Origin of the sequence: Pseudomonas sp. F3-2, from assembly GCF_038804275.1 — a bacterium.
GTDB lineage: Bacteria > Pseudomonadota > Gammaproteobacteria > Pseudomonadales > Pseudomonadaceae > Aquipseudomonas.
On sequence record NZ_CP152388.1, the window covers coordinates 1907152 to 1929046 of the forward strand.

Genomic DNA, 21895 nt, shown 5'->3' on the forward strand with positions numbered 1-21895 from the left:
TACCTCATCCGCTCGCGCAGTAATCAGCTAAGCTGCACTGGCTGTCTACCTTCAGGGAGCTTCGATGGATCATCTGTGGTTCGCCTATCCACTGATCAGCGCCTCGCTGTTGCTGATCATCGACCTGCTGCTCTGGCAATGGCTTCACCCCCGATTTCTGCGGCGCAAGCTCGTGTGCCGGCTGGTGCTGTTCGTCCTCTTCAGCATGGCCCTGCTCGACGGCGGCCTGAGCCCGCTTTATCAGGTGCCGATGGACTGGTCGGTGCCGCGCCATGTGTTGGGTACGCTGCTGACCATTGCCTGGTGGCTGTTCGGCGCACGCACGCTGACCGTGCTGGCAGTGGTGGTGATGGAGCCGCGCATCGGTGGCAAAGGCCATCTGCTTCAGGACGTGATGGGCGCGATCATCTTCCTGGTGGCCGCGGTCGCTGCGGCAGGGTATGTGCTGGATCTGCCGGTCAAGGGCTTGCTGGCGACGTCCGGCGCAGTGGCGATCATCTTCGGTCTGGCGGTGCAAAGCACCTTGGGTGACGTGTTCTCCGGGATTGTGCTCAACGCCACCAAACCGTTCCGTGTCGATGACTGGATTCGCGTCGACGATATCGAAGGCAAGGTGATCGAAATCGACTGGCGCTCCACCCATCTGCTGACGTCCGAAGGCAGCATGGCGGTCATCCCCAACTCCATGGCGGCCAAGACCCGCATCGTCAATTTCAGCCGCCCGGATCATTTTCATTCGGTCACGCTGTCCATCGAGCTCTCGACCCGTCTGCGCCCCAGCCTGGTGCTGGACTCGCTGGACAAGGCGCTGCAGGGCTGTCGCGAGCTGCTGGCCCAGCCCAAGCCCTCGGCGATCGTGGTCAAGTCCGGCATGCGCACGGTCGAGTACGAGGTCACCGGCTACGTCAAATCCCGTGACCGACGCTCGGCGGTGCGCAATCAATTGTTCGATCTGATTCACCGGCAGCTGGCGTCCACTGAAACCCGGCAGGAACAGTTGCGCCCTGCTTCCCGGCAGTCTCAGGTGCTCAATACCGTCGGCGCCTTGCGCATGCTCAGCGACGCGGACCGCGCTCAGCTTGAGCAACACATGCGTCTGGCCGCTTATACCGCCAAGGAGATCGTGCTGGCCGAAGGCGTCGTCCCTGATGCGCTGTTCATCATTGAATCAGGCGTGGTGTCGGTTTCCCTGCTGCGGCCTGAGGGTTGGCTGGAACTGGGACGGATGGGGCCCGGCGAGTTGCTCGGCGAGGGCGGTTTCGTGGACGCCTCGCCGACACAGGCGCGCTTCTGCGCTTACACCGATTGCATGATTTACCGGATCGAAAAGGCCGACCTGGAGCCTTGGCTGGCCGAACATGGGGAATTGCTCGGCGCGTTGGCGGGGCTCGCGAAATTCCGCGCCAAGGCCCGTGCTTCGATGCTCGAAACCAAACCGGCGGTGGTCGATCCGAGCGGATTCCTCAGTTGGTTGCGCAAAAGCGTCAAGCGCCTGGAAATCACTCGCGGCCCGCGCCCGCCCGACAGAATGAGTTGAGATGTCCGACACCCTTCGTGACAGATTCGTCGCCCCGGATCGTTCTGGCCCGACCGCACGCAGCGGCACCGCCCTCTGGATTCGACGCAACGAGTGCTCTACATTGCCTGTTCATTTAAACGCCAGCCGAGTTGCCCACATGCCCGCATCCCCTCCGACCCTGCATCCTCAAGTCCTGCGAGCTGGCGACGCGGTAGCGCTGGTCTCGCCGGCAGGGCCGGTGGCCGAGGCTCGGGTTCAGGCCGCTGTGCGCGAGCTGACGGCGTGGGGATTGCGCCCTCGGGTTTACCCGCACGCACTGGACAGCACGGGATTTCTCGCAGGCAGCGATGCCGACCGGGTGGCGGATCTGAACGATGCGCTCGCCGATCCGGACATTCGTGCCGTGTTGTGTAACCGGGGCGGCTATGGCGTGCAGCGCATTCTCGAGCACGTCGATTACGATGCCGTGCGCCGCGACCCGAAACTGGTGGCGGGCTTTTCCGACATCACGGCGTTGCACGGCGCACTCTGGAACCGGACCGGCCTTGTCACCGTTCACGGCCCGGTGGCCGCGCAACTGGAGCGAGGCGGCGTTTTCGCCAGCACCCTCAAGCAAGCGCTGATGACCACTCAACCCTCGGTGATCACGGCCGACGCAGACGAGCCCACCTTCAGCGTGCGCACCCGTGGCGTTACCGAAGGCATTCTGCTGGGCGGCAACCTGAGCATGCTCTGCACCTGCGTCGGCACGCCGTTCATGCCCGATCTGCGCGATGCGATCCTGCTCATCGAGGATGTTGGCGAACTGGCATACCGGGTCGATCGGTTACTGACACAATTGCGCAACTGCGGAATCCTCCAGCAGGTGCGCGGTATTGCGGTCGGCCAGTTCAGCGAGCCCGGCCACGGCAATAATCCGGTGCGGCCTCCAGATGTACTCAGTGAGCGGCTGGGCGACCTGGGGATCGTGCTGTTGGGCGGACTTTCCATCGGTCACGGCGATCGCAATCTGGCCGTGGCACTGGGCACTCACGCGGTGCTGAATGCCGACGAAGGCACGCTGACCGTTTCAGCGGCGGCCCGCTGACCGACGCGGATCGAGCGATCAGGCGGCCTCACCGTCGAGCCTGAACGGCGCACGAACTGTCACCGCAGGCCGGTTTCGCTCCTTCCTGGCGCGTTACTGAATGACGCAACAGGCCGCTGATACGGGGCCGTCGCGCTCGCTATGCTTTGCTGTCTGCTCTAGATACGGCGGTCACCATTCTGGAAGCGACGCTGGCGTAGCTATTTGCCATTATTCCGACGTCAAAGACTTGTTTTGCAGCTGACCCATTGCGAATCTGCACGAAAATTGAATGGCCGTGCTGAGCTGGCCTCATTGTGTGCGCCTTCAGCTGTCGAGCGGGGATTGAGCGATATGATTTCGGCCGTGAAAACGCGTTTTGCCAATCTGGGTATGGCCAAGAAGCTGGCCATCGGGTTCGTGCTGGTCCTGCTGTTGACCGCCCTTGTCGCCGCCATCGGCGTCTGGTCGTTGCGCTCGATCAGCGTGCATTTCGACAGCCTCAAGGACATGACCGCGCTCAACACCGGGCTCAACCGGGTTCGCCTGCTGGAGCAGGATTACGCCCTGCACAGCGATCCGAAGGTCGTCGATCAGTTGCACGCGGGGCTCGATGGTCTGAATGCTCAGGCCGAGCAGCTCAAAGCCAGCTCTGCCGTGAATCAGCAGGTCATGGGCGAGGTCCAGCAGGCGCTCGCGGCGTATCGCAAATCCTTCGATGAATTCGTCAGCATCAGTCAGAGCAAGGATCTGGCGCTGGAAATGGCCAGTTGGTCGGTGTCCAGCGTCGCCAACAATCTTGACGTCCTGCAGGCCGGGCTCGCGGATGACGGAGCCTACGGCCTGAAAGATTCGCAAGGCCAGCAGGGCGGGGAATTCATCGAACAATCGAATCAGGTCAGCCAGATTTCCAAATTGATGATGCAGGCCATGGACGAAGCCCGCGTGCGGCTGGACAAGAGCCGCAAGACCGGTTCCGGTGAAGAGGCCAAGACAGGCCAGATCGAACAGGCGGTTCAGGCCCAGGAACTGGCCGAACAGCTCAAAGGCGTAATCAAGGACGCCGGCTACCTGACCGTGCTGACCGAGGTGGGCGGGCATATCACCAACTTCAGCGACAAGCTCAACGAGTACACCGGGCTGCTGGACAGTGAAGCCAAGGTTTCTGCGCAACTGGCGACCAACGCCAAAACCGTCGTGCAGCAGGTCAATCAGGCTTACGATGCGGAAGATCAGTCGATGCTGGCGGAGCTTCAGGCCAACTCGCTGAAAATCATCGGCTCTTCGGTCCTTGCATTGTTCGTCGGTCTGATCGCCTCGTTTGTCATCACCCGCCTCATCGTCGCCCCGCTGCGCAGTGTGATCGCCATCGCTCAGCGGATCGCTTCGGGTGATTTGAGCGGCACGGTTCAGGTCACCCGCAAAGACGAAATCGGCCAGCTGATGCAGGCCATGCAGCAGATGGGCGCCGGCCTGAGTGGCATCGTCAGCGGCCTGCAGGCGGGAATCGAACAACTGGCGACGTCGGCGCACTCGTTGTCAGCCGTGACCGAGCAGACCAATCTGGAAGTCAGCACCCAGAAAGAGGAAACCGAGCAGGTGGCCACGGCCATGAATCAGATGACCGCCACCGTTCACGACGTGGCCCGTAATGCTGAGGAAGCGGCGCTGGCAGCACAGACCGCTGACACCAAGGTCGACAGCGGCCAGGCGGTGGTGCGCCAGAGCATGCAGCGCATTGAGCAGCTGGCGTCTTCGGCGAACTCGGCCAGTCACAGCATCGAAAACCTCAGTGCCGAGATCCAGAACATCGGCAAAGTGCTGAGTGTGATCAAAAGTGTCGCGGAGCAGACCAACCTGCTGGCCCTCAACGCGGCCATCGAAGCCGCGCGGGCAGGCGAGCAGGGCAGAGGCTTCGCGGTGGTCGCCGATGAAGTGCGGGCGCTGGCCAGGCGCACTCAGCAATCGACCGAAGAAATCGAGCGGTTGGTGACCAGCCTGCAATCCGGGGCGCAAGCCTCGGTGGCGCAGATCCAGAACAGCGGCGAGCTGGTGAAGCTGGCCGTGAGTGATGCGTTACAGACCGAGAGCGCCCTGGGCAGCATTGCGGCAGCGGTTTCGATGATCCAGCAGATGAATCAACAGATCGCCGCCGCCGCCGAAGAACAAAGCTCAGTGGCCGAAGAGATCAACCGCAGCGTCACCAGCATCCGCGCCAGCGCCGATCAATCGGCCCTGGCCATGCAAGGCAACGCCGCATCCAGCATCCAGCTCGCCTCACTGGGCATGGAATTGAAAGGCATGGTAGGGCATTTCAGGCTGTAATAACGCCTCGCCTGAGCGCGGCATGTCACGCCTGCTGGGCAGGCCAGTAACCGGCAGCCAGACCTGCAGACGCGGTGTCTGCCCTCACTTGCGATAATTCAGAATCAGCAACGTCAGAACCCCTGCCACGATCCCCCAGAACGCCGAGCCGATGGAAAACAGCGTCAGCCCCGACGCGGTGACCATGAAGGTGATCAACGCGGCTTCGCGCTCTTTCGGCTCGTTCATCGCCACCGTCAGGCCGTTGATGATCGAACCGAACAGTGCGAGCGCGGCGATCGACAGCACCAGTTCCTTGGGAAACGCCGCAAACAGCGCCGCCAGCGTGGCGCCGAACACGCCGGCGATGGCGTAGAAAATTCCGCACCAGATGGCCGCCGTGTAGCGTTTGCTGCGATCTTCGTGAGCGTGCGGGCCGGTGCAGATCGCGGCGCTGATGGCTGCCAGCGTGATGCCGTGAGCGCCGAATGGGGCAGTGAGGATCGAAATCAACCCGGTTGCACTGATCAGCGGAGAAGCGGGGACGTGGTAATCGTCTGCGCGCAACACCGCGATGCCGGGCATGTTCTGCGAGGTCATGGCCACCACGAAGAGCGGAATGCCGATGCTGATCGTAGCGCCCAGGGAAAACGAAGGCGTCGTCCAGACCGGCACCGCAACTTCCAGCGTGAACCCGTTGAAGTCGAGCATGCCGAGCATGGCCGACAGCGCCACGCCGACCAGCAAGGTGACCAGCACGGCGTAACGCGGCGAGAAGCGCTTGACGATGAGGTAGGTGAAAAACATCCCCAGCACCATGCCGGTGCGGTGCTGCGCGGCGATGAAAATCTCGCTGCCGATCTTGAACAGGATGCCGGCGAGCAAGGCCGCGGCCAATGAGGTCGGCAGGCGTTTGACCAGTTTTTCGAAGGTGCCGGTCACGCCGCAGATGAACACCAGCAGCGCGCTGGTGATAAAGGCGCCGATGGCCTCCGGATACGCCACATGGCCGAGGCTGGTGATCAGCAACGCCGCGCCCGGCGTCGACCACGCCACAGTTACCGGCGAGCGGTAGCGCAACGATAAACCGATGCTGCAGATCGCCATGCCGATGAACAGCGCCCAGATCCAGGAGGAGATCTGCGCCGGCGTCAGGGCGGCCGCCTGTCCGGCCTGAAAGATGAGCGCCAGAGAGCTGGTGACGCCCGTCATCATGGCGATGAATCCGGCGACGATGGCCGAAGGCGAAGAGTCGGCCAGTGGTCGCAGCGGCGTGTGTGTCGCGTCAGTCATTCGGTGTTCCTGCAAGCGGCGGTTGGATCAGAATGGCTAGCCTATACGCAGTTGTTACCGTTCGTTGCGATACAGCCATACGCGCAATAATCGGCACAGTTGCCAGGCCCGGGTGCGTCGCCCGCACAGGCCAATCACCGGACCGCTGCGCGATGTGAATCCGTTACTCGGGGCAGAGCGACGCGACGGTGATCATTTCACCGCATGCCCCAGTGCCTGATTGACCGCCAGCCAGCCGTCCACCGCCTCCCGGCCAGCTTCGGCGAAGACCTTCTGCAGCAGCTTCACCTGTTCGCGCCGCAGCGATTCCTCGAACCTGGCGCCTTCGGCCGTCAGTTCCAGCAGCCGCTTACGCTTGTCGTCCTCGGGCGCGACGCTGAGCACCAGTTCCATCTCGATCAACTGCCGCAGCGGGGTATTCAACGCCTGTTTGCTCACGCCCAGTACACCGAGCAGTTCCTTGACGCTGAGGCCCGGATAGCGCGCGATGAAAAACACGATGCGCTGGTGCACCCGACTCAGGCCGCGCCGATCAAGCATCTCGTCGGCTTTGGCGGTGAACGCCTGATAACCGAAAAAAAACGCTTCCATGGCAATTTGCTGCGTCGCCGCATTTTTAAGGTCAAGCATATTGACGTATCCGTATGAGTCGTCGTAATTTTGGTCAACCAGTTTGACGTATTTCCGATTATGTCCGCCAGCGGTGATCACATGCCTTTTTCCGAACGCGTTACCCGACTGAAGAGTTCTCTGATTCGCGAAATCCTGGCCGCTGCCCAGCGTCCGGAAATGATGTCGTTCGCAGGCGGTCTGCCGGCTGAGACCATGCTGCCGCACAGCGATTGGTCGGGCATGCCGCGCAGCATCGGCCAATACGGCATGAGCGAGGGCGAGCCGCAATTGCGTGAAGCGCTCGCCGCGCAGGCACGCGCGCTGGGCATCCCTTGTGAGGCCAGCCAGGTGATGATCGTCAGCGGGTCGCAGCAGACACTGGACCTGGCGGCGAAACTGTATATCGACAGGGGCACCGAGATTCTTCTGGAGGGCCCGACGTACCTTGCGGCGCTGCAGATTTTCCAGCTGTTTGGCGCCGATTGCCTCACCGTCCCGTTACTCACCGACGGCCCGGACCTGAAAATACTGCGCGAGCGCCTCACGCGTCACGCGCCTTCATTCGCCTACCTGATCCCAACCTTCCAGAACCCGTCTGCCGTGCGTTACAGCGAGCAGGCGCGGGACGCCGTCGCAGCACTGCTGGACGAGTTCGGCGTCACGTTGATCGAGGACGAACCCTATCGCGAGTTGAGTTTTGACGGCGCCAGCGCGCGGCCTATCGTCAGTCGTCTGAAAAAGGCCAGCTGGATCTACACCGGAACCGTGTCCAAGACGCTGATGCCTGGCCTGCGCGTAGGGTTCCTCATCGCCACGCCCGATCTGTTTCCGCACCTGCTCAAACTCAAGCAGGCGGCCGATCTGCACACCAATCGCGTTGGTCAGTGGCAGGCGTTGCAATGGATCGGCAGCGAGCAGTACCAGCAGCACCTGCTGGAATTGCGCGGTTTCTACCGCATCCGTCGAGATCAGTTCGAGGCGGCGCTGCAGCGTCACTTCAGCGGCCTTGCCGAGTGGAACTCCCCGCAGGGCGGCCTGTTTTTCTGGCTGACGCTCAAACAGAAAATCGACACGCGCACCTTACTCGACAGCGCGCTGGCGCAGAACGTTGCGTTCATGCCCGGCGAGCCGTTTTTCACCGATCCGGACGCCAACCCCGGTTACCTGCGGCTGAACTTCAGCCACATCGATCCGCAACGGCTCGACGAAGGCCTGAGACGTCTGGCGGCGGTCATCACAGACGCGCAGGCCGCCCAGGCAGCCTGATACATTACGCACACGCAGCAGCGGGCACGTTTGCACGAACGAAGGGGAGAGCAACAGATGTACAAGGTTTACGGCGATTACAACTCGGGCAACTGCTACAAAATCAAATTGATGCTCAGCCTGTTGGGCGCGGCGTACGAGTGGGTGCCGATCGACATTCTCAAAGGCGAGACCGAGACCGAAGCGTTTCTGGCGAAAAACCCGAACGGCAAGATCCCGGTTCTGGAGCTGGAAGACGGGACGTGCCTGTGGGAATCCAACGCGATTCTGAACTTCCTCGCCGAAGGTACGCCTCTGCTGCTGACCGAGCCGCGTCTGCGCACGCAGATGCTGCAGTGGCAGTTTTTCGAGCAATACAGCCACGAGCCGACCATCGCCGTTGCCCGTTTCATCCAGTTTTACCTCGGCCTTCCCGAAGAGCGTCTGGAGGAATACCGCTCGCTGCACAAGCGCGGTTACAAAGCCCTGAAAGTGATGGAACAACAACTGCAACGCACGCCGTTTCTGGTGGGCGAGCATTTTTCCATCGCCGATATCGCACTGTACGCCTACACCCACGTCGCTCATCAGGGGGGCTTTGACCTGACTCAATTCCCGGCCATCCAACACTGGCTCGAGCGTGTTCAGCAGCAGCCAGGCTACGTCGGCATGCTGGATTGAGTGTCGGCGCAATTAAAAAGCCGGTCCTGGCAGCAGTGACCGGTTTTTTTATGTCTGAGTACCGTGCAAGCAAAAAGGGTCGTCCGGTATCGGCCAGACGCTCAATGATGAAAAGGGAGATTGCAATGCGCTTCATGATGATAGCGGTGGGCACGTTCATGGCGCTGGGCATCGGCTGTTCTGCCCAGGCGCAGGATTGTGATTCGACTCAGGCGGCGATGAACCAGTGCGCGAGCCAGCAGTACGCAGCGCTGGACAGCGAGTTGAACGCTCAGTACAAGGCGCAGATGGCGTTTCTCACCAGCCCGGCGAAGAAGAAGGCTCTGCAGGATGCGCAGAAGAAATGGATCGCCTTTCGTGACGCCGATTGCGCGTACCAGGTGGGCAAGCGTGAGGATGGCGGCAGCGTGTGGCCACTTGCGCAGGCGCAGTGCCTGACCGAACAGACCCGGACGCGCGTCGAGCAGTTGAAAGCTTATACGGCATGTCGGCAGGAAGGCTGCCCGAAATAAGCGTCGATGACGGCTGTCATGGCAGCGGCGTCGATCGACAGCCGCTACAGGGTTTAAGCCGCGCGAGTGCTGTCAGACTGCCGCGAAGCGCTTATCGAGGTAGTCGATGATCGCCTTGGATTCATACATCCAGACGGTCTGGCCGGCTTCTTCGATCCGCAGGCAAGGCACTTTGATCTTCCCGCCTTCTTTGAGCAGGGTCTGACGGTCGAGCTCGTTGTTCTTCGCGTCGCGCAGCGCCACTGGCACGTTAAGGCGGCGCAGCGTGCGGCGGGTCTTCACGCAGAACGGGCAGGCGTGAAACTGATACAGCGTCAGGTCCTGTGCCGACGCGTCGACGGCCGCCTGCGCTTGCGGCGAACGCTTTTTCTTGCCGGGACGGGTCAGGAAATCCACCAGAATGACGACCTGGCCCAGGCCGACTCTCAATGCCTTCATCAACATGCTCAAACCTCATTCGGCGATCATTACCGCCAGACGGCCGCAACGTCGGCTGCGGCCTTTCAGAAAGCCCGAATCACTTGATCAGGCTGAGGAACTCAGTGCGGGTCGCCGCGTTTTCGCGGAACTCGCCCAGCATCACCGAGGTGATCATCGAGGAGTTCTGCTTCTCGACACCGCGCATCATCATGCACATGTGTTTGGCTTCGATCACGACCGCAACACCCAGAGCGCCAGTGACCTGCTGAATGGCTTCGGCGATCTGGCGGCTGAGGTTTTCCTGGATCTGCAGGCGGCGGGCATACATGTCGACGATGCGCGCCACTTTCGACAGGCCAAGCACCCTGCCGCTCGGGATATAGGCCACGTGGGCCTTGCCGATGAAAGGCAGCAGGTGGTGTTCGCAGAGTGAGTACAGCTCGATGTCCTTGACCACCACCATCTCGCTGTTGTCGGAGCTGAACAGTGCGCCGTTGGTGACTTCTTCGAGGGTCTGCTGATAGCCGCGGCAGAGATACTGCATGGCTTTGGCCGCACGTTTCGGGGTATCGAGCAAGCCTTCGCGGGAAACGTCCTCGCCGAGTTGACCAAGGATCGCCGTGTAGTTCTGTTCCAGTGTCACAGGGGTGTGTTCCGTGTGGGTTCAAGAAAGGCAGGGGTGCTCGCCTGCAAAGGCGCACATAGTAGCGTAGCTGGGCGGGCAGGTGTATGGCGGGCGACCGACAAACCTGCGGCATCTCGACGCCGGGCTGTCTTGCAGGGACCTTTACCCAACCTTTACCCAGCCCATATGTCGAAATGTGTCGGCTCGTTGTCTGATTTAACGGGTGACAGATGCCCGGATGAAGAGAGTGAATATGATGTTTAGCCGAATCGCGAAAATCGCACTGGTGATCGCCCTGACGTCGTCGGTTTCGGGATGTTTCTTTGGCCCCGGCTGGGGACGCCATGGTGGTGGCTGGCATGACCATCGTTACTATGACGGCGGCCATTACGACGGCGGACGGGGCGGCTACGGCCCGGGTCCGGGTTATTACCGCCGCTGATCATCACAGACCGATCAGGTGTGGATGCCCTGATCTCAATCGAGCGCTGAACGCAGGCCGCGACTGGAGGGATTCCTCGTCGCGGCCTTTTTCATGGCATCGTTTCGTATCAACGGTGATACCGGCCGGGTACCAAATGACGACGCGGTTTGACGGGATCGCGCTGTCAGACTGGGCAGGTGATAAATGCCTGCCGTTGAGAGAGTAACGAGAATGTTGAGTCGTATAGCGAAGGTCGCGATGGTCGTCGCGGTCATGTCAGCCATGTCCGGCTGCTGGCCTTTCTGGGGTCCGGGCGGAGGTGGTCATGGCGGTGGGCACGGAGGCGGCGGTGGCGGTCATTACGAGGGTGGCGGCCCTGGCGGTGGCGGTGGCCCTGGCGGCGGCGGTCCGGGTCCGCGCTGATACCGGATCAGCGTCACATCCTGAGCGCTGCCGTCAACGGCGCTGCTCAGGATGCTGGGCGGATGCATCCGGAACGGGGTTGATCAGGCTCCCGAACGGTCCGGTCAGGCGGAATAACTTTGCCGCCTGATCGCATTCGCAATTGATGCCCAGCAGTCCTGGGCCGCGCCACCAACAGTTACTCGTCACGTCCATCCATCATGGTGCGCTTGAGCATCACGTAGACCGCGCCCGCGCCGCCATGGCGGGGGATGCAAGAAGTGAAGCCAAGCACCTGTTGATGCTGGCGCAGCCAGGTATTGACGTGGCTTTTGATCATCGGACGTTTGCCGTCCAGCCGGACCGCTTTGCCGTGGGTGATGCGCACACAGCGGATTTCCAGGCGGGTGGCCTCGGTCAGAAACTCCCACATCGTCTCGCGCGCCAGCTCCACACTCATGCCGTGCAAATCCAGGCTGCCCTCGAAGCTGATCTGACCCAGCTTGAGCTTGCGCATCTGGCCTTCCTGAACCCCGTCACGCGCCCAATACAGCGTGTCCTCGGGGCCTACGTCGATCACGAATTGGTCCGACAGACCGTCCACGGTAATCGTCGCATCGGAACGGACGGTCGCTGCCTGACGCAATCTGGCCAGATTCTTACGGTCTGTTTTGGGTTTGCCCACATCGGCGTGTTCAGTCTTGATGGGCTTTACGCCACGAATCTCGCTTCTGAACAGGGAAAAGTCGTCGTCTTGCATGTTGGTCTCCGCGAAGGACGCCAGTTTAACCAAGTCACGCCGCAATCGGCGCGACTAAAACGATCAAACGGCTGCGGATGCCGCAGGGCAGGGGTCAGTCGTGCTTCTTCATCAGGTGCGGGGACATGTTCAGCTCGCCTGCACGACGGCGGCGACGGCGACTGCGGCGCCAGAGCCAGACGCCGGCGTACAGCAGGAGAAGGCCGACGATGATGGTCACTACGGCGCCTGCCGGGCTGGCATTGAGCTCGCCGAGTGCAGCGGGGTGACCGATCAGGCTGGCCACGCCAGCCATGGCGAGCAGGATGCCCGCGGTGGCGAGAATTGCCGAGATTGCTGCGCCAAAGCGCATTCCCCAGTTGCTCTGGCCTTTCGGGCGCAGGCGACGGGCATCAAAACCATCGGATATTTTCATTCCGATTTCCTCTATGGGTATCGGCGCTCTGACCCGTCTGCGTAGGCGGGGTTCCCGCAGGGTCAGGATTCAAAGGTAAACACGACTGATTAATGGATAGGCGGTTATGTGAAAGGCATCACACAACCTGATGAGTGCATTTGTACGCTTTTTCTTCAGGAACTGCCGGAAAATGATGCGCCGGCCGGGCAATGGGCTGCGGATGGGTCGGATCAGTTCCTGAGGAAAGGTGTCGCGCTCAGATCAGGCTTTCGGTCTGCGTCAGCCTGGCGAAGTTGTCGTTCATGATTGCCATCTCCGCCTGCTGCACCAGCTCGGCCTTGATCACGCCGGTTGGCGTCGGCAGGTCGCGGGTCGCGCAGGCGTCTTCGACCAGCGTACAGCGGAAGCCGTAATCCTTGGCCGCTCGAACCGTGGTGCTGACGCTGGAGTGACTCATGAAGCCGCAGACCACCAGATCCAGACGACCGAGGTCTTCGAGCAGCCTGTGCAGGGTCTTGCCATCGTCAGTGGTCAAGGTGCCGTTCAGTGCGTTGGGCAGGCGTTTCTCGATGATGAGGTCCCCGGCCTGCGGCTGCAGTTCGGGCACGAACTTGCCGCGCTCGCCCTGCGGGTCGAACATGCCGCCGACCGTGCCCAGATGGCGGACGTGGATAATGGGCGACTTCGCGGCGCGGGCTGCGTCGACCAGTTTGACGATGTTATCGATGGCTTCCTGAACCCCGGTCAGGGCCAGCGGGCCGCTGAGGTATTCCCTCTGGGCATCGATGATGATCAGCGTGGCATTACTCAAAGTGGCCGCTGCGTATTCACGGCCACTGAGTTGAAACATGGTCTTGGGACCGTTGTTTGAAACAGACATCTGGGGCTCCTTCGAGTGGGGCTTTTGCCACATTGTCCACTGGCAGAGCGATTCTGTGAATCGTCATGCTCACAGACGTCGCTTTTTTCGCCGGGCTTAAAGCTGTCGAGCAGGTCGCGGTTACTGTCATATTGCCTGCAAATTGTACGAAAGGCTGTTGAAAATTTTCCGGGGTACGCCGGTGTCGGGTTCAGGCATCGTTTGTTGAAGGGATGGCTGCTAGAATCGCCCGTCGTTTTTTCAAGGAGTCTGCTGTGATCACTTCCCGCCTGCGCACCCTGCGCGATCATATCCGTTGGGCTGTCAGCCGTTTCCACGGGGAAGATCTGTTCTACGGCCATGGCACCGACAACGCCTGGGACGAAGCCCGCCAACTGGTTCTGGGGGCGCTGCACCTGCCTTGGGAAATCTCCGATAACTACCTCGATTGCAACCTCGAAGACGAAGAACTGGTGCAGGTGCAGCGCCTGATCAAACGCCGCATCGATGAGCGCGTGCCGACCGCCTACCTGTTGGGCGAAGCCTGGTTCTGCGGCATGTCGTTCATCGTCGACGAGCGCGTGCTGATCCCGCGCTCACCGATTGGCGAGCTGATCGAGCAGCGTTTCGAGCCGTGGCTGGCGAACGAGCCTGCGCGAATTCTCGACCTGTGCACCGGCTCCGGCTGCATCGGCATCGCCTGCGCGGACGTCTTCCCCGATGCCGAAGTGGCGTTGGCGGATCTGTCGTTCGAAGCGCTGGAAGTGGCGAACCAGAACATTGAGCGTCATGGTCTCGATGCGCGCGTCTACACGGTGCAGGGCGACGGCTTCGACGGTCTGCCAGGTCAGCGTTTCGATCTGATCGTGTCCAACCCGCCGTATGTGGATGCCGAGGATTTCGCCGACATGCCTGATGAGTATCAGCATGAGCCTGAGCTTGCGCTGGCCTGTGGCGATGACGGCCTGAACCTGGTGCGTCGGATGCTGGCGCAGGCGGCGGATCATCTGACCGAGAAGGGGCTGTTGATCGTCGAAGTCGGGAACAGTCAGGTTCACGTCGAAGCGCTGTACCCGGAAGTCGATTTCGCCTGGCTCGAGTTCCGCCGCGGTGGCCACGGCGTGTTCATGCTGACCGCCGGGCAGTGCCGCGAGCATCAGGCGCTGTTCGCTGCAAGGATTTGAGGCAGACCTGAACGTCTCGAGAGGGCTCGCTGGCGAATCGTGTATGTCAGGTCGTTGCCGACCTTGACGCCGCGTTCGCCAGCAAGCTGACCCCATCGAAACGATGGGGGATCGGGCTTACCGGTTGGTGGCGATCCAGATCAGCAACCCGGCCTGAAACACGGCGAAAGTCACCAGACAGGCGATGGTGAAGCGCAGACCGCTGTCATCCCGGCGGTATTTGCTGACCTTGTCTTCCGCTTTCTTGATCGTCACTTCCTGTTCCAGAATCTTCTGTTCGGCGGCCTGCAGCATCTGCGCAGCTTCGAGAATTTCCACGATCTGGATCTTGTCGGTGTTCCAGGTGTTGTTCAGATTGCCCACTTTGGCATCTTTGACGCTGCCCTTGAGGTGCTGCGCGTCGGCGTAGGCGACATCAAAGCCCTGGGTCTTGAGAAAGTGGTCCCGACGCAGGCGCGTGTCTTCGTTCAGCGCATCTTTGTTGGCCAGCGCTGTGCCTTCGATCTTGTATTCGGACCAGCGCTTTTGCGCCCAGTGGATGCCTTGCGCCAGCATGAAGCGACCCAGGCCACGGTTCCACGGCTCGATCTGCAAGCCCGATTCAGGGCCGACACGAACGGTGCGGTTGCTGTGGTCTACCCAGACGTCCAGGTGATTCTGTTCTTTGCGGGTTTTCTGACCCGGCAACTGGTAATTCATGCGCAGCAGGCTGAAATCCTTGCTGTGCCGCTCGGCCTTGCCAAATTCGACGAAGCGCAGCGGTCGTCCGCCGGTTGCGCGGTCGGTCGGCAGCGGGGCCAGACGCAGCATCGAGAAATGCTCGGCCTGCACCTCTTCCCACAAGACGGGGGAGGCTGCTTCAGCTTCTTTGGCGTCGGTCGGGGCGACCGGCTCGGCCACACTCATTGCTTCTGTCATCACGGCGATCCTGTTCTCGACATTGCTCGGCAAACACAATGCCAGCATCCCGATATCGGCCGTTTTCGACGAAGCTGAAGGGGAAAACCATGCAGAAACAGTTTGTTTTGCCCCGCAGCAGAGCCTTCGGGGCAGTTGGCTGCGGGGGCGATCGCGTGCGGGTGCAGTTCAGGCGGCGGGCAGGGCGCCGATGAACGTGAGAATCCGGTCGGTGACTTCGCTGGCCAGTGGCAGCTGCGGGTCCTTGTACGATGCCAACTGACGCTTCATGTCCATCGGCACGATGCGCAGCACGTGGTTCATGCCATCGATGATCGCCAGTTGCGAATCCGGCTTGGCCTGTTGAAGCAATTGCGCATCCCCGACGCCGACCTGCATGTCGTTGCGTCCCTGAATGATCAGCGTAGGGATTTTCAGACGGCCGAACGCTGCGGTCGGGTTCTGCCGGAACAGCGAAATCAGGTACGGCTGGACGCTCGGCCGGAACACCACTTGCAGCGGGTCAGGCACGTTGTCGTCGGTCTTGCCAGCCTTGATCTCCTCGATCAATTGCTCGCTGCGCGCCAGCAGAGGCGGCGGCAGACGGTATTGCAGTTGCTCGCGCACCACCTGATCGACCGGGCGGCCCGTCCCGGCAACGGAAATCAGCGCCACGGCGCCGGCGCGCTCGGCGGCCAGGGAGGCAACCAGCGCGCCTTCACTGTGGCCCATCAGAATCAACGGGCCCAGACGCGGATCGGACTTGAGTTTTGCGCTCCAGGCGACGGCATCGTCGACATACTTTTCTATGCTCAGATCACGCTCGTCCGGGGTGGCTGGCCGGCTGGCCGCCACGCCACGCTTGTCATAACGCACGCTGGCGATGTTGTGCCTGGCCAGGATCAGCGCCAGGCGTTTCATGCTGTCATTGCGTCCGCCATCGGTATTGTTGCCGTCGCGGTCGGTGGGGCCGGAGCCTGCAATGATCAGCACCACAGGCACCGGGTTCGGCGATTTGGGCAGCAGCAGCGTGCCGAAAAGCTCGCCGGTTCCGGTGTCCAGACTGATCGGGCGTTGCAGCACCACGGGTGTTCCAGCGTGGGCGAGGGAGGACAGCAGGGTCAGGCTCAAGATGATTGCTCGCAGCGGCCAGAAGCCGCGAATCAGGGGTAAGGCACTCAGCATCTCAAGACCATCATCAATAAAGTGTCAATTGGACGCGGCCAATCGAAGAAGGTTCGAGGATGAACTACGCGCGCAGGCTGCGTATACTGGCGCGCTTGAGTTATCGACTGTTTTTCGGAGCCTCCCGCATGTCCGGCAATACCTACGGCAAGCTGTTCTCTGTTACCACCGCCGGCGAAAGCCATGGTCCGGCGCTGGTCGCTATCGTTGATGGCTGCCCGCCGGGCGTCGAGCTGTCGCTGGAAGACCTGCAACGGGACCTCGATCGTCGCAAGCCAGGCACCAGCCGCCACACCACGCAGCGCCAGGAGGCTGACGAGGTGGAAATCCTCTCCGGCGTCTTCGAAGGCAAGACCACCGGCGCGGCCATCGGCCTGCTGATCCGCAACACCGACCAGAAGTCCAAGGACTACTCGGCGATCAAGGATCTCTTCCGCCCCGCCCATGCCGACTACACCTATCACCATAAATATGGTATCCGCGATTACCGCGGCGGCGGTCGCAGCTCTGCGCGTGAAACGGCGATGCGCGTTGCGGCCGGCGCGATCGCCAAGAAATACCTGGCGACCCAGGGCATCACGGTGCGCGGCTACATGAGCCAGCTGGGCCCGATCGACATCCCCTTCAAGACGTGGGACTCGGTCGAGCAGAACGCATTTTTCAGCCCTGATCCGGACAAGGTGCCTGAGCTCGAAGCCTATATGGATCAGCTGCGCCGCGACCAGGACTCGGTAGGCGCCAGGATCACGGTGGTCGCCGAAGGCGTCATGCCTGGCTTGGGCGAGCCCATTTTCGACCGTCTCGACGCCGAGCTGGCGCACGCGCTGATGAGCATCAACGCGGTCAAGGGCATCGAGATCGGTGCCGGGTTTGCCAGCGTTGCCCAGCGCGGCACCGAACACCGCGACGAGCTTACCCCTGAGGGCTTCGTTTCCAACAACGCCGGCGGGATTCTCGGCGGGATTTCTTCCGGCCAGCCAATCGTCGCCCACCTGGCCCTGAAGCCGACCTCGAGCATCACCACGCCGGGCCGTTCGATCGATGTCGACGGCAATCCGGTCGAGGTGATCACCAAGGGCCGCCACGATCCTTGCGTCGGCATTCGCGCCACGCCCATTGCCGAGGCGATGATGGCCATCGTGCTCCTCGATCATCTGCTGCGTCATCGCGGGCAGAACAGCGATGTGCGGGTGAATACGCCGGTTCTGGGTCAGCTGTAATGCTTTGGCCCGACGCGGCTGCCACGGGCTGTTGAACGTGGCAGCGTTGCCGTACTGGCGACTGTCCAGTTTCTATCTGTTCTATTTCGCCTTGCTCGGGGCCACGGCGCCGTTTCTGGCGCTGTACTTCGATCATCTGGGGTTTCCCAGCGCGCGCATCGGCGAGCTGATCGCCATTCCCATGCTGATGCGTTGCGTTGCGCCGAACATCTGGGGCTGGCTCGGCGACTACACCGGGCGGCGGCTGCCCATCGTGCGCTTCGGGGCGGTCTGCACGCTGGCCTGTTTTTCGCTGATTCTGGTCGACAAGTCCTACGCCTGGCTGGCGATGGTGATGGCCCTGCACGCGTTTTTCTGGCACGCGGTGCTGCCTCAGTTCGAGGTCATCACGCTGGCGCATCTGCAAGGGCAGACCTCACGGTACAGCCAGATTCGCCTGTGGGGCTCGATCGGTTTCATCCTGACGGTGGTGGGGCTCGGACGTCTGTTCGAGTGGTTCAGCCTCGATCTGTACCCGCAGGCATTGCTGTTCATCATGGCCGGCATCGTCGCGAGCAGTTGGTGGGTCCCGAACGCCCAGCCCGTCAACAGTGGCCCGCGCCAGGCCGGGGGCGGCTTCCTCCGGCAACTGCTCAGCCCCGGCGTACTGGCCTTTTATGGCAGCGTCGCGCTGATGCAGCTCAGCCACGGCCCGTACTACACCTTTCTGACGCTGCACCTCGAGCACATGGGCTACACCCGCGGCAACATCGGTATGCTCTGGGCCCTCGGCGTGGTCGCGGAGGTGCTGATGTTTCTGGCCATGAGCCGGATCCTGCAACATTTCAGCGTGCGCCGGGTGCTGATCGCAAGTTTCGTGCTGGCGTCGCTGCGCTGGCTTTTGCTGGGTAACCTGGCTGATCATCTGCCGGTTCTGATCATCGCCCAACTGCTCCATGCCGCCACGTTCGGCAGCTTTCACGCGGCTGCCATTCATTTCGTGCAGCGTAGTTTCGGCGCGCGTCAGCAAGGGCAGGGCCAGGCGCTGTATGCCGCTTTGTCCGGGACCGGCGGCGCACTGGGTGCGTTGTATTCCGGTTACAGCTGGAACTCGCTGGGCGCCGGCTGGACCTTCGCCATCGCCAGTCTGGCGGCCATGGCCGCCGCCATTCTGACTGCATCATGTTTGAAAGAGGACCGCGTATGAATCGCGAAACACTGGCCCGGGACATCATCGAAGCAGGCCGTTTTCTCTACGGTCGCGGCTGGTCGCCTGCCACCAGCAGCAACTACTCGGTGCGCCTGTCTCCGACCCAGGCGTTGCTCACGGTGTCCGGCAAGCATAAAGGGCAGCTCGGCCCGGACGATGTGCTGGCCACCGACCTGGACGGCAACAGCCTCGAACCGGGCAAGAAGCCGTCGGCGGAAACCCTGTTGCATACCCAGCTTTACAGCTGCAAGCCTGAAGTGGGCGCGGTGTTGCACACCCATTCTGTCAATGCCACGGTGCTGTCGCGGCTGACGGCTGGCGATCATCTGGTGTTCGAGGATTACGAACTGCAGAAGGCGTTCAGTGGCGTCGTTACCCACGAATCCCGGGTGGTGGTGCCAATATTCGACAACGATCAGGACATCGCGCGCCTGGCGCAAAAGGTCCAGCCCTGGCTCGATCAGCATCCCGATTGCGCCGGTTATCTGATTCGCGGCCACGGCCTGTACACCTGGGGAGCGAAGATGAGTGATGCTTTGCGCCAGATCGAGGCGTTTGAATTTCTGTTCGAGTGCGAGTTGAAGACGCTGTCAGTCCTCAATCGCTGATGCATCGCCGCTCTTTATTTGCCTGTATGAACGCGCCTGACCGGCCAGCAGAGCCGGCGCGCGCCGACCGAACCGAGGAACCCCGTCATGAGCAGTCTTAGCGTTTATCACGTGTCATCTCCTGAGTTGCCGAACAAGGTCCTGACCCACTTCGAAGACATCGCCTCGACCCTGGCCGAGCACGGCGTGGCATTCGACCGCTGGCAGGCAGCCACGCCCATCGCCCCGGGCGCCAGTCAGGAAGACGTGATTTCGGCCTACCGCACACAGATCGACAAACTGATGACCGAGCGCGGCTACGTCACGGTCGATGTCATCAGCCTCAACAGCGATCATCCGCAAAAAGCCGAATTGCGCGCCAAATTCCTCGACGAGCATCAGCATGGTGAGGACGAAGTGCGTTTCTTCGTGGCCGGACGGGGTCTGTTCACCCTGCACATCGGGGATTTCGTCTACGCCGTGCTGTGCGAAAAGAACGATCTGATTTCCGTCCCCGCGGGCACGCGCCACTGGTTCGACATGGGCGAGCATCCACATTTCGTCGCCATTCGACTGTTTAACAACCCGGAAGGCTGGGTCGCGAAATTCACTGGCGAATCGATCGCCAGCCAGTTCCCGCGTCTGGAAGACTGAGAATCCCATGGCCATCAAAGCAATTCTGACCGACATCGAAGGCACCACCAGTGCCGTGAGTTTCGTCTTCGACGTGCTCTTTCCTTACGCGAAGGCGCACTTGCCGGCTTATGTCCGCGAGCACGCCGACGAGGCGCAGGTGGCGGCGCAGGTGCAGGCGGTGCGTGAAGACAGCGGCGAACCTGGCGCCGATGTCGAGCGCGTGATCGAGATTCTGCTGGACTGGATTGCCGAGGATCGCAAGGCCACGCCGCTCAAGGCGTTGCAGGGCATGGTCTGGCAGCAGGGGTACCTCGCCGGGGAGCTCAAGGGCCACGTTTACCCGGACGCGGTCGAAGCGCTGCGGCGCTGGCACGCCGAAGGCTTCAGGCTTTATGTCTATTCGTCGGGATCGATTCAGGCGCAGAAACTGATTTTCGGCCGTTCCGAGGCGGGCGACCTGTCACCGCTGTTCAGCGGCTATTTCGACACGACCTCGGGTCCCAAGCGTGAAGATGCGTCGTATCGGACCATTGCGTCGGCCATCGGCGTTGCGGCTCATGAAATCCTGTTTCTCTCGGACATCGTCGAGGAACTGGACGCCGCCCAGGCAGCCGGAATGGCGACCTGCGGGCTGGTGAGAAGCGGTGGGTCGCTGGAAGGTCATGCCAACGTTGCCAGCTTCGCGGTGATCGATCCGACGGCGTTCTGACGACACGTTCTGTCAGTAGAAAATGAACGGCCAATGTTTCTGACATTGGCCGTTTTCGTTGCTGGAGGATAAAAAATGTAAGTACGTTTTTGTTCGTTTGTGGGAAGTTGCTTGTTTGCAAGTCAGGCATGCCTGTTTGTTTTGACCCTTGTGTTTAACCCCCACGGACTGTGTAACCCTTCGCCTGTCGGATCCTGACAGCTTTTCAAGACGCGCGGGTCGTGCATGACCTGCACCGTCGGGGAGGCTGGCATCTATTACAAATCAAAGGCCATTCAGGGACGCGAAATGACGTTTTTTAAACGGAGGGGAAGATGAAAAACGTGCAAACAGGGACGCTGAGCCCATTGATCCAGCAAATGGTCAGCAGCATCACTGAACAGGACGGCGACGCCGCCATTGCTAACGCACTGGACTGGCTCAGGGAAGAATGCCGCTGCGAGCGGGCCATGCTCTATCAGTACCGCAACGGCATGTTGCTCAGTTGCATCACCGCCAACGTGGACAGTTACTGGAAAGACCTTTACTGCCAGGGTCGGTTGATGATCGAAGATCCGGTCATACGCTGCTTTCGACACACATTGGGGTTTCTCGACTGGGAAGACGCTTTCAAGACCTACCCGCCGTCATCCGCCTACATGGCGGCCGTTGAAGATTGCCAGCTGTTGCCAGCGTTTTCCTATGGGTACAGCAGCCAGAATCGTGCGAATCAGGGCGTCATCACCATCTGCTCGCTTAACGGCATGGAGCGCCCGCTGTCCCATAACGACCGCTACCTGCTGACGAGTCTGGTGCCCATGTTGCATGTGGCGGGCAAGGGCAGGCAATTGCAGACGCGGGCATTGACGCCCAAGGAGCTGGAAATTCTCAAATGGGCGCGTGAAGGCAAGACGGCCTGGGAAATCGGCCTGATCAAGGAAGTGTCGGAGGCGACCGTCAAGCATCATTTCAAGAGCATCTACGCCAAGCTCGGCGTGACCAATCGCGCTCAGGCAGTGGGCGAGGCGCTGTGTCGAGGCATTATCACCTGACAAGGTGGCCCGTGCCGCGATGTCCTGGCCGCCACCGACTCATCATCCGGACGAAAAAAAACCGCGACGGCACGCATGCTGTCGCGGTTTTGAAAGGGATGCTTCAGGGCGTAGCTTCAGGGTGTAACGGGCAGCAGC

24 protein-coding genes are annotated in these 21895 nt (G+C 61.3%); 15 read left to right on the plus strand and 9 right to left on the minus strand.

The window, feature by feature from the left end:
• The first annotated feature begins 64 nt into the window (after positions 1–64).
• From AAGQ88_RS08710 to AAGQ88_RS08720, 3 genes are all read left to right on the plus strand, one after another.
• On the plus strand, positions 65–1537 hold the full coding sequence (locus AAGQ88_RS08710) for a mechanosensitive ion channel domain-containing protein (protein ID WP_342655003.1): 1473 nt from the start codon (positions 65–67) through the stop codon (positions 1535–1537).
• 139 nt (positions 1538–1676) lie between these two features.
• Positions 1677–2606, plus strand: coding sequence for an LD-carboxypeptidase (locus AAGQ88_RS08715; protein ID WP_342655004.1), 930 nt, complete (start codon positions 1677–1679; stop codon positions 2604–2606).
• A 333-nt stretch (positions 2607–2939) separates the two neighbouring features.
• Entirely contained in the window at positions 2940–4910 is a 1971-nt protein-coding gene (locus tag AAGQ88_RS08720; protein WP_342655767.1) for a methyl-accepting chemotaxis protein, read from the plus strand.
• An 84-nt stretch (positions 4911–4994) separates the two neighbouring features.
• Here the strand turns inward: AAGQ88_RS08720 and AAGQ88_RS08725 are convergent, their stop codons facing one another.
• A complete protein-coding gene (locus AAGQ88_RS08725) occupies positions 4995–6182 on the minus strand; it encodes a benzoate/H(+) symporter BenE family transporter (RefSeq protein WP_342655005.1) in 1188 nt (395 codons plus the stop codon).
• A 192-nt stretch (positions 6183–6374) separates the two neighbouring features.
• On the minus strand, positions 6375–6812 hold the full coding sequence (locus tag AAGQ88_RS08730; protein ID WP_093467085.1) for a MarR family transcriptional regulator: 438 nt from the start codon (positions 6810–6812) through the stop codon (positions 6375–6377).
• An 81-nt stretch (positions 6813–6893) separates the two neighbouring features.
• Here AAGQ88_RS08730 and AAGQ88_RS08735 point away from each other — a divergent pair, with 81 nt between their 5' ends.
• The 3 genes from AAGQ88_RS08735 to AAGQ88_RS08745 all read left to right on the plus strand — a co-directional run bounded on the left by AAGQ88_RS08735 (position 6894) and on the right by AAGQ88_RS08745 (position 9232).
• Complete coding sequence (locus tag AAGQ88_RS08735; protein WP_342655006.1) at positions 6894–8060, plus strand: PLP-dependent aminotransferase family protein; 1167 nt, start codon at positions 6894–6896, stop codon at positions 8058–8060.
• Positions 8061–8117: 57 nt separating this feature from the next.
• Positions 8118–8720 (plus strand): glutathione S-transferase family protein, encoded by a 603-nt coding sequence (locus AAGQ88_RS08740; RefSeq protein ID WP_285425740.1) that lies wholly within the window; start codon positions 8118–8120, stop codon positions 8718–8720.
• Positions 8721–8845: 125 nt separating this feature from the next.
• Positions 8846–9232 carry a lysozyme inhibitor LprI family protein gene (locus tag AAGQ88_RS08745; RefSeq protein ID WP_342655007.1) on the plus strand — a complete coding sequence of 129 codons (387 nt, stop codon included), beginning with the start codon at positions 8846–8848 and terminating at the stop codon, positions 9230–9232.
• A 72-nt stretch (positions 9233–9304) separates the two neighbouring features.
• Here AAGQ88_RS08745 and AAGQ88_RS08750 read toward each other — a convergent pair whose 3' ends face one another.
• Positions 9305–9676: a glutathione S-transferase N-terminal domain-containing protein gene (locus AAGQ88_RS08750; protein WP_342655008.1), complete on the minus strand. Its 372-nt coding sequence runs from the start codon at positions 9674–9676 to the stop codon at positions 9305–9307.
• 73 nt (positions 9677–9749) lie between these two features.
• A complete protein-coding gene (folE, locus tag AAGQ88_RS08755; RefSeq protein WP_342655009.1) occupies positions 9750–10295 on the minus strand; it encodes a GTP cyclohydrolase I FolE in 546 nt (181 codons plus the stop codon).
• Positions 10296–10530: 235 nt separating this feature from the next.
• On the opposite strand from folE, the gene AAGQ88_RS08760 reads away from it, so the two are divergent.
• Entirely contained in the window at positions 10531–10719 is a 189-nt protein-coding gene (locus AAGQ88_RS08760; RefSeq protein ID WP_306470498.1) for a hypothetical protein, read from the plus strand.
• 213 nt (positions 10720–10932) lie between these two features.
• A complete protein-coding gene (locus AAGQ88_RS08765) occupies positions 10933–11124 on the plus strand; it encodes a hypothetical protein (protein ID WP_342655010.1) in 192 nt (63 codons plus the stop codon).
• Positions 11125–11302: 178 nt separating this feature from the next.
• Here AAGQ88_RS08765 and AAGQ88_RS08770 read toward each other — a convergent pair whose 3' ends face one another.
• The 3 genes from AAGQ88_RS08770 to AAGQ88_RS08780 all read right to left on the minus strand — a co-directional run bounded on the left by AAGQ88_RS08770 (position 11303) and on the right by AAGQ88_RS08780 (position 13140).
• Positions 11303–11863, minus strand: a complete 561-nt coding sequence (locus AAGQ88_RS08770) for a Smr/MutS family protein (protein ID WP_342655011.1) — start codon at positions 11861–11863, stop codon at positions 11303–11305.
• Between the two features lie 94 nt (positions 11864–11957).
• Entirely contained in the window at positions 11958–12278 is a 321-nt protein-coding gene (locus AAGQ88_RS08775; protein WP_285425736.1) for a hypothetical protein, read from the minus strand.
• Between the two features lie 238 nt (positions 12279–12516).
• A complete protein-coding gene (locus AAGQ88_RS08780) occupies positions 12517–13140 on the minus strand; it encodes a cysteine hydrolase family protein (protein ID WP_342655012.1) in 624 nt (207 codons plus the stop codon).
• 254 nt (positions 13141–13394) lie between these two features.
• On the opposite strand from AAGQ88_RS08780, the gene prmB reads away from it, so the two are divergent.
• The gene (gene prmB / locus AAGQ88_RS08785) at positions 13395–14303 is read left to right on the plus strand and encodes a 50S ribosomal protein L3 N(5)-glutamine methyltransferase (RefSeq protein ID WP_285425734.1); all 909 of its coding nucleotides are present in this window, start codon (positions 13395–13397) and stop codon (positions 14301–14303) included.
• A 117-nt stretch (positions 14304–14420) separates the two neighbouring features.
• On the opposite strand, the gene AAGQ88_RS08790 is transcribed toward prmB, so the two are convergent.
• Together AAGQ88_RS08790 and AAGQ88_RS08795 are read right to left on the minus strand one after the other, a co-directional pair.
• Positions 14421–15221 carry a hypothetical protein gene (locus tag AAGQ88_RS08790; RefSeq protein WP_342655013.1) on the minus strand — a complete coding sequence of 267 codons (801 nt, stop codon included), beginning with the start codon at positions 15219–15221 and terminating at the stop codon, positions 14421–14423.
• Positions 15222–15389: 168 nt separating this feature from the next.
• Positions 15390–16385 (minus strand): alpha/beta fold hydrolase, encoded by a 996-nt coding sequence (locus tag AAGQ88_RS08795; protein WP_342655014.1) that lies wholly within the window; start codon positions 16383–16385, stop codon positions 15390–15392.
• 128 nt (positions 16386–16513) lie between these two features.
• On the opposite strand from AAGQ88_RS08795, the gene aroC reads away from it, so the two are divergent.
• The 6 genes from aroC to AAGQ88_RS08825 all read left to right on the plus strand — a co-directional run bounded on the left by aroC (position 16514) and on the right by AAGQ88_RS08825 (position 21757).
• On the plus strand, positions 16514–17605 hold the full coding sequence (gene aroC / locus AAGQ88_RS08800) for a chorismate synthase (RefSeq protein WP_285425730.1): 1092 nt from the start codon (positions 16514–16516) through the stop codon (positions 17603–17605).
• A 37-nt stretch (positions 17606–17642) separates the two neighbouring features.
• Positions 17643–18791, plus strand: a complete 1149-nt coding sequence (locus AAGQ88_RS08805) for an MFS transporter (RefSeq protein ID WP_342655015.1) — start codon at positions 17643–17645, stop codon at positions 18789–18791.
• A complete protein-coding gene (locus AAGQ88_RS08810; protein WP_342655016.1) occupies positions 18788–19402 on the plus strand; it encodes a methylthioribulose 1-phosphate dehydratase in 615 nt (204 codons plus the stop codon). Before AAGQ88_RS08805 ends, AAGQ88_RS08810 begins: the two co-directional genes overlap by 4 nt.
• Positions 19403–19489: 87 nt before the next feature.
• Positions 19490–20035, plus strand: coding sequence for an acireductone dioxygenase (locus AAGQ88_RS08815; protein ID WP_093467119.1), 546 nt, complete (start codon positions 19490–19492; stop codon positions 20033–20035).
• A gap of 7 nt (positions 20036–20042) precedes the next feature.
• Complete coding sequence (mtnC, locus tag AAGQ88_RS08820; protein ID WP_342655017.1) at positions 20043–20726, plus strand: acireductone synthase; 684 nt, start codon at positions 20043–20045, stop codon at positions 20724–20726.
• A gap of 314 nt (positions 20727–21040) precedes the next feature.
• Positions 21041–21757 carry a LuxR family transcriptional regulator gene (locus AAGQ88_RS08825; protein ID WP_285425725.1) on the plus strand — a complete coding sequence of 239 codons (717 nt, stop codon included), beginning with the start codon at positions 21041–21043 and terminating at the stop codon, positions 21755–21757.
• The last annotated feature ends 138 nt before the right edge of the window (positions 21758–21895 follow it).